This window comes from Antrihabitans spumae, assembly GCF_043944905.1.
Taxonomy (GTDB): Bacteria; Actinomycetota; Actinomycetes; order Mycobacteriales; family Mycobacteriaceae; genus Antrihabitans; species Antrihabitans spumae.
Genome location: NZ_JBIMSN010000114.1, coordinates 1 through 12,695, shown reverse-complemented (window position 1 = coordinate 12,695; position 12,695 = coordinate 1). Strand labels below are relative to the sequence as shown.

At 59.5% G+C, this 12,695-nt stretch carries 11 protein-coding genes and 1 tRNA gene; 9 read left to right on the top strand and 3 right to left on the bottom strand.

What is annotated here, in order from left to right:
- Window positions 1-67: 67 nt before the first annotated feature.
- Window positions 68-1,012 (bottom strand): prephenate dehydrogenase, encoded by a 945-nt coding sequence (locus ACHIRB_RS23405; protein ID WP_395113006.1) that lies wholly within the window; start codon window positions 1,010-1,012, stop codon window positions 68-70.
- 79 nt (window positions 1,013-1,091) lie between these two features.
- Between ACHIRB_RS23405 and ACHIRB_RS23400 the strand changes: the two genes are divergently transcribed.
- The 4 genes from ACHIRB_RS23400 (at window position 1,092) to ACHIRB_RS23385 (ending at window position 2,537) form a co-directional block, all read left to right on the top strand.
- Complete coding sequence (locus ACHIRB_RS23400) at window positions 1,092-1,631, top strand: tRNA adenosine deaminase-associated protein (protein ID WP_395126507.1); 540 nt, start codon at window positions 1,092-1,094, stop codon at window positions 1,629-1,631.
- A gap of 5 nt (window positions 1,632-1,636) precedes the next feature.
- Window positions 1,637-2,104 (top strand): nucleoside deaminase, encoded by a 468-nt coding sequence (locus ACHIRB_RS23395; protein WP_395113008.1) that lies wholly within the window; start codon window positions 1,637-1,639, stop codon window positions 2,102-2,104.
- A 99-nt stretch (window positions 2,105-2,203) separates the two neighbouring features.
- The gene (locus ACHIRB_RS23390; protein WP_199704800.1) at window positions 2,204-2,401 is read left to right on the top strand and encodes a CsbD family protein; all 198 of its coding nucleotides are present in this window, start codon (window positions 2,204-2,206) and stop codon (window positions 2,399-2,401) included.
- Between the two features lie 45 nt (window positions 2,402-2,446).
- Window positions 2,447-2,537, top strand: a tRNA-Ser gene (locus ACHIRB_RS23385).
- A 41-nt stretch (window positions 2,538-2,578) separates the two neighbouring features.
- Here ACHIRB_RS23385 and ACHIRB_RS23380 read toward each other — a convergent pair.
- On the bottom strand, window positions 2,579-3,139 hold the full coding sequence (locus tag ACHIRB_RS23380; protein WP_395126508.1) for a tyrosine-type recombinase/integrase: 561 nt from the start codon (window positions 3,137-3,139) through the stop codon (window positions 2,579-2,581).
- On the opposite strand from ACHIRB_RS23380, the gene ACHIRB_RS23375 reads away from it, so the two are divergent.
- The 5 genes from ACHIRB_RS23375 (at window position 3,129) to ACHIRB_RS23355 (ending at window position 11,655) form a co-directional block, all read left to right on the top strand.
- On the top strand, window positions 3,129-4,256 hold the full coding sequence (locus ACHIRB_RS23375; RefSeq protein WP_395126509.1) for a hypothetical protein: 1,128 nt from the start codon (window positions 3,129-3,131) through the stop codon (window positions 4,254-4,256). The two genes, ACHIRB_RS23380 and ACHIRB_RS23375, sit on opposite strands and share 11 nt — an antisense overlap.
- Before the next feature lie 223 nt (window positions 4,257-4,479).
- Window positions 4,480-6,039 carry a type I restriction-modification system subunit M gene (locus ACHIRB_RS23370; RefSeq protein WP_395126510.1) on the top strand — a complete coding sequence of 520 codons (1,560 nt, stop codon included), beginning with the start codon at window positions 4,480-4,482 and terminating at the stop codon, window positions 6,037-6,039.
- Window positions 6,036-7,529: a type I restriction-modification system subunit M gene (locus ACHIRB_RS23365; RefSeq protein ID WP_395126512.1), complete on the top strand. Its 1,494-nt coding sequence runs from the start codon at window positions 6,036-6,038 to the stop codon at window positions 7,527-7,529. The genes ACHIRB_RS23370 and ACHIRB_RS23365 overlap by 4 nt, the downstream gene beginning before the upstream one ends.
- Window positions 7,526-8,728 carry a restriction endonuclease subunit S domain-containing protein gene (locus ACHIRB_RS23360; protein WP_395126514.1) on the top strand — a complete coding sequence of 401 codons (1,203 nt, stop codon included), beginning with the start codon at window positions 7,526-7,528 and terminating at the stop codon, window positions 8,726-8,728. Before ACHIRB_RS23365 ends, ACHIRB_RS23360 begins: the two co-directional genes overlap by 4 nt.
- The gene (locus ACHIRB_RS23355; RefSeq protein ID WP_395126515.1) at window positions 8,725-11,655 is read left to right on the top strand and encodes a type I restriction endonuclease subunit R; all 2,931 of its coding nucleotides are present in this window, start codon (window positions 8,725-8,727) and stop codon (window positions 11,653-11,655) included. The genes ACHIRB_RS23360 and ACHIRB_RS23355 overlap by 4 nt, the downstream gene beginning before the upstream one ends.
- 415 nt (window positions 11,656-12,070) lie before the next feature.
- Here ACHIRB_RS23355 and ACHIRB_RS23350 read toward each other — a convergent pair whose 3' ends face one another.
- The gene (locus ACHIRB_RS23350) at window positions 12,071-12,565 is read right to left on the bottom strand and encodes a hypothetical protein (protein ID WP_395113009.1); all 495 of its coding nucleotides are present in this window, start codon (window positions 12,563-12,565) and stop codon (window positions 12,071-12,073) included.
- Window positions 12,566-12,695 lie beyond the last annotated feature (130 nt).

The following is a 12,695-nucleotide window of genomic DNA, read 5'->3' as shown; positions in this document are numbered from 1 at the left end:
GACAACGGCGTGCGCTCACATCAACACCAAAACCACCCACGGTAAGAGCACAAGAGCCCAAAAAGACTCACAAGGCGCGGAGCGCCCCACCCCGTCGCCCGGCGTCACGAAACGCCTCCAACCAGCCGATATCGCCTGGAACGATGCCCGTGATGTCCCAGCGTTGCGCGTTTTCGTAGCGCTGGCGTGCGGCGAATCCGGCACCGACCAGATCGGCAAGCGACCCTGCCGCCAGCGTCTCGCGCGCCGCGGCGAGCACCGCGAGCGTCTCGTCCAGAGCGTCGAGCAACGCGTCGGCATTCGCCTCGCACATCGCGCGCACCAGGTCGGGTGCCGTCGCCGCTACCCGTGTGCCATCGCGAAACGACCCGGCAGCGAGGCCGAGCGCCAGGTCCCCACCAGCCGCGCCCGATGTCGCCAGCGCCTCTGCAAGGACGTGCGGAAGATGCGATATCCGGGCGACCGCACGGTCGTGCTCATTCGACTCGGCAGGTATCACAACCGAGCCGCAGGCCAGCGCCAACCGCGTCACCGCCGACCACACCGCGGGGTCGGCACCGTCGTCTGCCGCGACCACCCATACCGCGCCGTTGAACAGGTCCGCGAAGGATGCACCCCAACCCGATTCTGCGGTGCCGGCCATCGGGTGACCCCCGACGTAACGCTCGGTCAAACCGGCGCGAGCAACGGCGGCGGCGACGGGAGCTTTGACGCTGACGACGTCGGTCAACGGGCACTCGGGAGCGTGTTCGGCCACTGCTGCGAGGACGGCGTCGACGGCTGGCATCGGCACCGCGACAACGATCAGCGCCCTACTCTCGTGCGCCCTGACCAGTGCGGACCGCAGGTCCGAGGTCGCGTCGAATCCGTCGGCGACGGCGTCACGAACCGGATCGGCGGACCTGTTGTAACCCCAGGCAGTTCGGCCCGCGGCGACGGCCGCGCGAAGCAACGACCCCCCGATCAGACCGAGTCCGAGTACGCAGATCGGCGGTTCGACGTGTTCTGACACGCACTCAGGTTTTCACACTCGCCGCTGTTCACGGACTCTGACTTCAACATTTCAGGGTGGGCGGACTACCGTTGCGCGCATGGCTGCACAGCGTTCGAGCATCAACACAGCACCCTCGGACGACTTCGACGATCTCGAAGGATTCGGCGTTGCGGTGACGCGCGAAGAGGGTGTGTGGAAATGCACTCCTCTCTCCTCCGGTGCTCTCACAAGCCTGCACACCGCCGAGACCGAGTTGCGCGAGCTGAGAAGTTCGGGCGCGGTGTTCGGGTTGTTGGACATCGACGACGAGTTCTTCGTGGTCCTGCGTCCTGCGCCTTCGGGCACGCGGATGTTGCTGTCCGACGCCACGGCCGCGATCGACTACGACATCGCAGCCGAGGTGCTCGACGCGATCAACGTCGAAATTCCGGACATCGACCCTGACGAGCTCGACGACATCGAACCGTGGGAAGAGGGCGACCTCGGCGTGCTCGCCGATCTCGGTCTGCCGGAGCCGGTGCTGAGTGTCATCGTCGCCGAGACCGACCTGTACCCGGACGAGCAGATCGGCATGATCGCGGCTCGCCTCGGCTTTGCAAACGAGCTCGCGGGTGTGCTCGACAAGCTTCCCCGGTAGCGGGTTTGGACGACGAGACGCTCATCCGCGCCGCGATCGATGCTGCGTCACTCGCGGGTGACGATGATGTTCCGGTCGGTGCGGTTGTCGTCGACGCCGCAGGCAACGTCCTGGCTCGCGCCGGCAATGCTCGTGAGGCGACGGGTGATCCGACGGCGCATGCCGAAATCGTTGCGTTGCGTGAAGCTGCGCGGATCCACGGCGACGGGTGGCATTTGGACGGGCTCACCTTGGCCGTCACTCTCGAACCCTGCACGATGTGCGCGGGCGCGCTCGTTCTCGCACGTGTCGACCGAGTTGTGTTCGGCGCGTGGGAGCCGAAGACGGGTGCGGTCGGGTCGCTGTGGGATGTCGTTCGTGACCGTCGGTTGAATCATCGTCCGCAGGTCCGGGGCGGTGTCCTCGCAGATGAGTGTGCTGCGCTGCTCGACGACTTCTTCCGTGCGCGACGCCGCGACGTCGGCGAACTCTGAGCTAGCAAGTTTCTTCGACTCCCGGCGGAAAAAGACCAGGGAGTGCGAATATTGCCTCTGTGCCGGACGACCCGGCGCGCAAACTCTGACGGAGGAACCATGGGTATTGCAGACGACGCGAAGAGCACGGCTGAGAACATCGGCGGTCAGGCGAAGGAAGTAGTCGAAGGCGCGCTCGGCAAGGCAGAGGAGCTGGCCACTGCTGCAAAGGATGCGCTCCTCGAGGGTGTCGACAAGGCAAAAGAGGCAGCAACCGATCTCAAAGACAAGGTCACCGGCGGCGGATCCGGCGTCTAACAAGGCGATTTAGCGCAACTGCCGATCTCCGGTAGAGTCTGCGGCGGTGGCGTGTCCGAGCGGCCTAAGGAGCACGCCTCGAAAGCGTGTGACGGGTAACCCCCGTCCGAGGGTTCAAATCCCTCCGCCACCGCCAAGACCCCTCCACCTGTTTACGCAGGTGGAGGGCTTTGTCGGTCAGCCAGCGGTAGCTATCAACGTCTCCTTGCCCACAATTTGCCCACAATTGCCGGAGTAGGCCTTGTGCATGCGGTCCGCCGCACGATCCAAGTCCTCGTCGAATAGGTCGGAATACACCCGGAGCGTCACGCTGGGATCGTCATGTCCGAGCATTCGTGCAAGAACCATGACGTTGACGCCGGCGCTGATCGAAAGGCTCGCGCAACTGTGCCGAAGGTCGTGCGGAGTGATCTTCTGAACTCCCGCGCGTTTGACCGCGCCGACAAACCACCCGCCGACAGACTTCGGCCTTGGAAGGTACTCCCCATTGGGTCCAGGGAAGACAAGGTCGTCGAGGTTCTTACCCGCACACCGCAAGGACAATTCACTAAGGACAAACTCGGGAACCGGCACCGCCCGCTGTTTCCGACTCTTGGTGAGTCCTTCGACGTGTTCGACGCCGAGCTGGACGGCATTGTCGTGGACCGTCAGCCTCCGTCGCAAGAACTCGACGTCCCGGACACGCAGTGCAATTGCTTCGCCCCAACGCAAACCGCAATATGCGAGGGTGAGGATCATCGGGCGGTGTATTTTCGATTCGTCTGGCGAGGGGATCGCACGGACATTTCGTTCGGCGGGCTGTGATTCGGATTCTCCGAACGACGTCGAGTCAGCTCTCTTCACCGCGCCCGAAGTCGATACCCTCGCGGCCCTATTCAGTCGCCAAGGTGCGACGCTGGAGGGTGAGCTCCGAAAGCTGTACTGCGGTGAACCAATTGGGTTCAACAATGCCCAGAAGGCAACGAAGTCTGTGGTCGCAGCGCACTCATATCGTGCAGCCTTGGTTGTGGGAGTGCAACCTCGACGTGCCGAAGCCCTGTTCGCCGGTTCAGATGGCGGTACAACACAGCGCATTGTCTGGTTTGACGTGCACGATCGAGAAGCGCCGGACAGTCGGCCAACGGAACCCGAGACATGGTCGGTGAAGGCGCCCAGATGGCAGCCTGGTCCTATACCAATCCCGCAGGTTGCCATCGACTGTATGGACAATCACCGATTGGTTGCGCTGCGTGGTCAGTCGGTCGACCCGCTGAACGGGCATGCCCTGCTTAGCAGGCTGAAGGTTGCGACGGCATTAATGATCCTGGAAGGGCGCGCGGCAATGGACGACGACGACTGGGATCTTGCGGGCCAGATTATGGTCATGAGCAATGGAACGCGCGAAGCGATCCAGCGTGAGATGCGAAGTCGGAAGACCGAATCCATGAAGGCGCGTGCTGCGCTCTCTGATGAGCGGGACGAGTTCATCTCAGATCGTAAAGTCGAGCGGGCGCGCAACAACATTCTCCGACTACTAGCGCAAGGTGCTGAGATGTCGTCGTCTGTTTTGCGTCGCAAGTTGCGACATGACCTAAGAGATCACATGGATGTTGCGCTGACCGAGCTCGAACTTGCCGGGTTAGTCAACCTGATTGAGGTACCAAACGGTCGACGGTATTGCCTGTCGCAGGAATCAGGTACACCGTGTACGGAGCGAACACCCTCCCGCTCGGGCGGCCCACCTGCAAAAATGGCAGTTGTACGCGACGTACACCCTGTACCCGCCGAAAGCGATTTCGTGAGGACCCCGCCGATAAAATTGTTAGAGAACAACAGTCGGCAGTCGGGGTCGTGGGTGGAGGCCGACGCGGCGTAGGTTCTTACGGGCGGCGGTACCTCGTGTCAGCAAAGGATGGGACACGGTGTATCGCCGGTATGGCAACGAATCGTGGTCTAGCAGTGAAAGATCGAGCCGAACCAACCGTGCGGTACCCGCCGCCGTTCTGTCTGCGGCAACCGGCCGCAAAGAATCATAGGTCTACGACAAGACGTAAATGGCTATCGTGCAGAACAACTGGACCGATGCGGAGTAAGACAAATTGACGGACGAAGAGGCTCAAGCGGTCGCACGGGCGATGATCCCGACGATTGGCGGTCCAATGACGCTCTCGGAGTTAGAGAGCTACCTGGCTGCTGCGGCGGACCTGCTTCGAGGGTCGATTGACCAAGCCGATTTCAAGGCATACATCTTCCCGCTTCTGTTTTTCAAGCGCATCTCCGACGTGTACCTGGAGGAGTACGGACACGCGCTCGGTGAGTCGGGGGGTGACCACGAGTTCGCGGCTTTTGCCGAGAATCATCGCTTCGCTATTCCAAAAGGCTGCCTTTGGGAAGACCTACGCTCGCGCACGCAGAACATCGGTCAGGCACTCCAGACGGCGTTCCGTGAGATTGAAAAGGCAAACCCGGAGACCCTGTACGGCATCTTTGGGAACGCGAACTGGACCAACAAGGACAAGTTGCCCGACCGCAGACTGGCTGACCTGATCGAGCACTTCTCGAGTAAAGCCCTCACCAACGCTGTAGTCGCGCCCGATGTGTTTGGCAATGCCTACGAATACGTGATCAAGCGATTTGCCGATCTCTCGAACAAAAAGGCCGGCGAGTATTACACGCCGCGATCCGTAGTTCGGCTGCTAGTCAACATTCTTGACCCGACCGAGGGCGAAACTGTCTACGACCCCGCGTGTGGCACCGGCGGGATGCTCATCGAAGTCATCGAGCATGTCAAGTCGGCTGGCGGCAGTCCAAAGACGCTCTGGGGCAGGTTGTACGGCCAGGAGAAGGTGCTTGCGACATCTGGCATCGCGCGGATGAATCTCCTGCTCCACGGCGTCGAGGACTTCAAAATCGCCCGAGAGGACACGCTCCGGAGCCCGGCCTTCTACACCGGCAACCACCTCGCCAAGTTCGACTGCGTCCTTGCCAACCCGCCGTTCTCGCTGAAGAACTGGGGCGAATCCGAATGGGTCAACGATAAATGGGGTCGCAATGCTCGTGGCGGAGTTCCGCCGAAGGGCTACGCGGACTGGGCGTGGGTCCAACATATGCTTACCTCCGCTCGGCCCCGGACCGGCCGAGTGGCCGTAGTTCTCCCTCAGGGGGCACTCTTCCGGCAGGGTTCGGAATCGCGAATCCGTGCTCATATCCTTCGATCTGACGTTGTTGACGCCGTCATCGGCCTTGCGCCCAATCTTTTCTATGGCACCGGCCTTTCGGCATGTGTGTTGATCCTTCGCCTGGCCAAGCCGGCAGAGAGGGAGGGTAAGGTGCTCTTCATAAACGGTGAGTCACTACTCAAGCGCGGACGCAGCCAAAACACTCTCGAATCCGGGCACGCGCGAGAGCTGCATATCGCTTATCAGAAGTTCGAGGACTCCGCAGCATTCGCCTATGTTGCGGACCTCTCTGAGATTGCTGCGAACGATTATAATCTCAATCTTTCTTTGTATGTTGCGCCGACCGATAACAGCGATCAGGTGACGCTCGCCGAAGCGCTCGCAGGGCTGGAAGCGGCGCACGTAGCCGCCAGTCAGACCTGCGCCACATTAGAAGCCGAACTCGCGAAGTGGGGTCTTGGCACCGTGGTGAGCGCATGAGCAACCGCGTCACTCAGCGTGACCTGGAGGCTTATCTTTGGGGCGCCGCTGTGGTTCTGCGCGGACTCATCGACGCTGGGGACTACAAGCAGTACATCTTCCCACTCGTGTTCCTGAAGCGGATCTCTGATGTGTACGACGAGGAACACTCTGCCGCGATGAAGGTCTACGACGACCAGGAAATGGCCCAACTGCCAGAGAACCACCGCTTCGCGATTCCTTACGGGTGCCACTGGGATGATATTCGTGGAGTTACGAGCAATATCGGCGCCGCGATCCTGAAGGCGATGCGTGCAATCGAGTCCGTGAATCCCGACACCCTGCCAGGTGTTTTCGGCGACGGTGACTGGGGCAATAAGGAACTCCTGCCTGATCCAACCCTGTCCGACCTTATCGAACACTTCTCGACAAAGACCCTTTCCATCGCGAATCTGCCCGAGGACGAACTCGGCAACGGCTACGAGTACCTCATCAAGAAGTTTGCCGATGATTCTGGTCACACGGCGCAGGAGTTCTACACCAACCGCACCCTTGTGCACCTGATGACGCAGATGCTTGAACCTCAACCTGGTGAATCGGTGTACGACCCTACATGCGGCACCGGCGGCATGCTTATCTCGACCACAGCTGAGCTGAAGCGTCAGGGCAGGGAGTGGCGAAACCTGCGGCTGTATGGTCAGGAACTTAACCACGGGACATCGGCTATAGCCCGCATGAACTTGTTCTTGCATGGCATCGCCGACGGACACATAGCCCACGGCGACACCCTCACTCGGCCGGCGTTTTACGACGCGAACGGAAATCTGCAGTCTTTCGACGTAGTACTTGCCAACCCTCCATACTCGATCAAGGGGTGGAACCGCGACGCCTTCGCCAATGACCCGTACGGTCGAAACATGTGGGGTGTACCGCCGCAGGGGCGTGCCGACTACGCATTCTTTCAGCACATCGCCAAGAGTCTCGACCCAAAGACTGGTCGCGCAGCGATCCTCTTTCCGCACGGCGTACTTTTCCGCAAAGAGGAAGCAAAGCTGCGTGAGGCGCTGGTGACGTCCGACCTTGTAGAGTGTGTGCTCGGATTGGGCGAAGGCCTGTTTTACAACTCTCCAATGCCTGCAACAGTAGTTATTTTAAGATCAAGGAAGGCGGCCGAACGTAAGGGCAAGGTGCTCTTCATCAACGCCGTCAATGAGTTTGCACGCGAGCGTGCACAGTCCTTCCTTCGGGTACGGCACCAGCAGAAGATTCTCGACGTCTTTCGTACGTTCGCCGACACCGACGGCTTCGCCGCGGTCGCATCAATCGACCAAATTGCAATTAAGTCATACAGCCTCGCCATCTCGCTTTATGTTGCTGACGCCGAGCGAACAGACGGTGTGAAACAGGTTGATGGAGGCGAGGCCGCAACGGAATGGCGTGCGGCAAGTACGGCGTCCTACACAGCAATTAACGGCGTCCTTAGTTTGCTCCATTCGGAGGTGCCTTCGTGACCCTCAAACTCTCCAGGTCTGAGTGGAAATGCGTGACGCTTGGTCAAGTAGCGACGGCGTCCAAGGAAAAAGTAGATCCAGGCGACGGAAGTGTGGAGCGCTTTGTTGCGGGCGAACACATGGACTCGGACGATCTGAAGATTCACAGGTGGGGAAACATCGGCGAGGTTGACCTGGGCCCAGCATTCCATCGCCGCTTCCATCCGGGCCAGGTGCTTTATGGTTCGCGGCGAACGTATCTGCGGAAGGTAGCGGTGGCTGATTTTGATGGAGTTTGCGCTAACACTACGTTTGTCGCCGAGACGAAAGATCCAAACATCCTGTTGCAGGATTTTTTACCGTTCATAATGACATCGCAAGGCTTTCAGGCATTCGCGATTGCCGAGTCGAAAGGCTCAGTAAATCCGTATGTGAACTGGTCGGATCTTGAGCGTTTTGAGTTCAATCTACCGCCAGTCGATGTTCAAGAGCGGCTTGCCGGACTCCTATGGGCGGTGGAATGGCAAGCTCGCAGCAGCGCGGATGTGCGAATGCAGACGTCTGCGGTTCGCTCGCTCTGGTTCGAGACCGCCTTGCGCACCGGTAAAACGACGAAGGGTTGGGATGTGCGCCCCGTAACAGACGTCGTGACCGCCGGTCCAACCAATGGAAAGTCCGTCACAGCGAACGACGAAGCGCGTGGCGTCCCTACGCTCAGCATTAGTGCTATCCGCGACGGAAAAGTGCTCGGTGGTAAGGCGGTTAAATATATCGACGTGCCGCCGGCCGATGTGGCAAATTTCGTTATTGAGCCCGATGACTTTCTTGTAGTGCGCGGAAACGGCAACAAGCAACTAACGGGACGCGGCGGCCTCGCCGTCGGAGGACTTCCCGACGGCTGCGTCTATCCTGATTTACTCATCCGCCTTCGCTTCGATCCTGCGCTGATACTTCCTGAATTTGGTGCCGCGCAGTGGAACTCGGCTTGGGCGCATAATGCGCTCATCAAGAAGGCAAAGTCTACCAACGGGATTTGGAAGATAAATGGAAAAGACATCAGGTCCCACCAACTTATCGTTCCACCAATTGATGACCAGCGGAAACTTCTTTTGAAGTTAGAGACGCTCGACAATGCAATTGACTTGCTTGACCTCGAATCCAGTGCGCTCGCTGTTCTCCGCGCATCCCTACTTTCCGAGATATTCGGAGGCCAATCGTGATCTTCAACGAGGCGAACACCGTTCGTGACTTTGTTCGCGACTTAGTGAAGTCCGTCGATATCCAGTTCCTCAAGGGGAACGAACTCCCACGTCGCGCCGATGAGGTGTTGCTGGAGGCTCCGCTGAAGGCGGCCCTGATCGCGCTGAACCCTGAAATCTCCGCCGCACCTGAAAAGGCCGACGAGGTCGTCTACAACCTTCGTGCGATCCTGATCTCCGCTCGCACCAGTCCTCATCCTGTGGTGGCGAACGAGGAGTTCATGGCCTGGCTGACCGGACAGAAGTCGATGCCCTTCGGTCCTTCCGGTGAGCACACGACGGTCCGGCTTATCGACTTCGACCACGCTGACGAAGACTCGTCAAATCAGTGGATAATTTCTACCGAAGTCACATTCAACCAGGGGCGGGTCGAGAAGCGCTTTGACCTCGTCTTGTGGTGCAACGGACTACCGCTTGTGGTGGGTGAAGCAAAGTCCGCCACCCGGTCGGCGTACACCTGGATCGACGGCGCGGCACAGATCCATGACGACTACGAGATGAGCGTCCCGCAGTTCTTCGTGCCGAATGTCTTCTCATTCGCTACTGAGGGCAAGGACTTCCGTTACGGGACTATCGGCATGCCGATCGAGTTGTGGGGTCCATGGCGCGATGAGGCTACCGACGAGGACGCTCCCGCCAAGGTCGGCCTCGTCGCTGTACAAGAGGCTGTGGCAGGCGTCTTGAAGCCCTCCGCAGTACTGGATTTCCTACGTTTTTTCACTCTCTATGCGACCGACAAGAAGCACCGCAAGATCAAGGTAATCGCCAGGTTTCAGCAGTTCCAGGCGACTAACCTGATCGTTGAGCGAGTGCTGCTCGGCAAAATCAAACAGGGCCTCATCTGGCACTTCCAGGGGTCGGGTAAGTCATTGCTGATGGTCTTCACCGCCCTCAAATTGCGGGCGATGACCGAGTTGACGAACCCGACGATACTGATCGTCGTCGACCGCATCGACCTCGACACCCAGATCACCGGCACCTTCAACGCGTCCGATGTGCCTGGCCTCGTTTCGACCGACTCGCGCGCACAATTGCAGACTCTGTTGCGGCAGGGTGCTCGGAAAGTCATCATCACGACAATCCACAAATTCGGTGAAGCGCCAGGCGTACTCGACGCCCGCGAAAATATCATCGCGATGGTCGACGAGGCGCACCGGTCGCAAGAGGGCGATTACGGCGCCAAAATGCGGGAGGCGTTGCCCAATGCTTTCCTATTTGGATTGACTGGCACGCCCATCAACAAGCGTGACCGCAACACTTTCATGTGGTTCGGAGCGCCTGAGGACGAAGGTGGATACCTCTCGCGCTACTCATTTCACGAATCGATCCGGGACGGGGCAACTCTCCCATTGCACTTCGAGCCGCGGTTATCGGAGATCCACATTGATCAAGAGGCCATTGACGCCGCCTTCGAGGAGTTGGCCAGTGAGCGAAACCTATCGGAGTCGGACAAGATCACCTTGTCGAAGCGAGCAGCCTCAATCGAAATTCTGATAAAGACACCGTCTCGAATCTCCAAGATTGCGGCCGACATCGCCGGGCACTTCCGCAGCAAAGTGGAGCCAGAAGGGCTCAAAGCTCAGGTAGTCGCTTACGACAAAGTGTCGTGCGTGGCGTACAAGCAGGAACTTGACAAGCACTTGGGCGCGGACGCTTCCACCATCGTGATGTCGAAAAGCCGCGGCGACTCGCCTGACTGGGCGATGTGGACTCCGGGCGCGGAGGAACTTGAGCAGATCGTCGCTCGTTTCAACGACCCGGCCGATCCGCTCAAAATAATCGTCGTCACAGCGAAGCTGCTCACTGGCTTTGATGCGCCGATTCTGTATTGCCAATACCTCGACAAGCCGCTCAAAGAGCACACACTTCTACAGGCCATAACTCGCACCAATCGCGTCTACCCTCCCGATAAAACGCACGGGCTGATCGTTGACTACCTCGGTATCTTCGACGACGTCGCCAAGTCACTTGCATTCGACGAGAAGTCGGTGCGGCATGTCATCTCCAATATTGAGGAACTGAAAAGGCAGTTGGCGCCGGCAATCGGAGCAGCAATCGCGTTCTTCCCGGGTGTTGATCGGACCGTCGGCGGCTACGAAGGTCTCGTCCAAGCGCAGTCAGCGATTGCCGACGATGGAACCAAGGATGCCTTCGGACTTGCATACAGCATCGTCTCTCAGCTGTGGGAAGCGCTCAGCCCTGACCCGATGCTGGCGCCTATCCGTAACGACTACCGTTGGCTCACCGACGTTTATGAATCAGTCCGACCGTCCGACATCACCGGACGGCTCATCTGGCATGCATTGGGCGCCAAGACAATCGATCTCATCAATGAGTACATTCAGGTAGAAGTACCTCAAAGCGAGGAAACCATTGTCCTCGACGCGCAGACCATCGAAGACTTGATGCTTGGCAAGAAGAACGTGCCGCCGCAAGAGCTCGAGAAGCAGATCACGGCTCGCATCGCCCGACACCTGAACAACCCGGTGTTCGTCGAGCTGGGTAAGCGAATGAATGACTTACGGGCGAGGTACGCAGACATCCAGCAATCCAGCCTCGATTTTCTGCGTGAACTCCTCGAACTCGCGCGCGACACTGTCGCCGCAGAGAAGACAGTCAACGAGGTCCCCCGCGAAGAGCAGGGCAAAGCGGCCCTCACCGAGCTGTTCGAGGCCGTGAAGACCAACGACACCCCAATCATCGTCGACAACATCGTTAGTCGCATCGATGAGGTCGTCCGCGGAGTGCGATTCGAGGGCTGGCAGTCGACTTTGCGCGGCGACCAGGAAGTCAGACAGGCCCTCCGGAAGACGCTATATGTCCAGTTTAAAATCCGCGACAATGATGTCTTCGAAAAGGCGCTGGGGTACGTCCGGGAGTACTACTGAGTGCTCGGGTGCCCAAGGCATGTGGAAAGGCCCGCGCAACCCGTACGTGCCACGCACAACACAGTAGTGCGTGTACGGAAAATCCCTGGCGGGCGGGGGTCCCCGCCCGGGTCGCTTCAGCGGCGATGTCCTAGGTGACGTCCGCGGGAAACCTGCCCACGTTCTGCCCACAATTAAAGGTGAGTCGACTTGATTGTGGGTGACTAGCAGTGAACCATTTGTGCTGGTAAGCCGGTACGTACTACCTGCAACCTGGAGTGGGCGTAGGGTTCAAATCCCTCCGCCACCGCCAAGAAAACCCCTCGCTGAGCACTGAGCGAGGGGTTTCTTGTTGTCAGGGTGCGTCGAATCGGGTCAGCGTGCATCCCGCCAGCCGCACGCCGACCCGAATTGGCGCACACCGATCGCACGACGATCAGGCAGGGTTCGTCCTCGAACGCAACACCAGCACTCCACCGATTGCCGCATACGCGAGTGCGCCAAAGATCAGCGCAAATTTGATACACGCAGCCACAAAGGCGATCTGCGGATACGGACTGCGCGGCGAGTCGACAAGGATCGCAAGCAGATTCGCGTTCTCGATGCAGTCTGCTACGGCGGCGATCACAGCAGCAGCCGCGAAGTGCCTCGCCAGCCGAGCGAAACCGGGGCGGGCCGAAGCCAACGCCTTGCCGACAGCGATACACGCCAGCACCGCGAACGATGTATACGCAACGATGAACCCGAAGTCACCGATCAGCGACCAGGTCAGAGCCCGTCGACCTCCATCGCCCAGGGTGTCGAGGACGTGCGCAGCCCGCTCAGGAGTCCGCACCATCTCGACGTCGAAGATGCCTGACCCGCGTCGCCGCATCACCGTTTCCGGGATCGCGAGAATCAGGAGCATCGCCACAGCACAGATGCCGGCCACACTCAACGAGCGTCTCGACGGCGCAAGGGCCTTGACCCCTCGTGTTGGACACGCTCAATCCCGGACAGAGTCCGGGGGAAGCGAGATGATCCACCCCAATGGCAAAGAAAAACTACTCCGACGAGTTCAA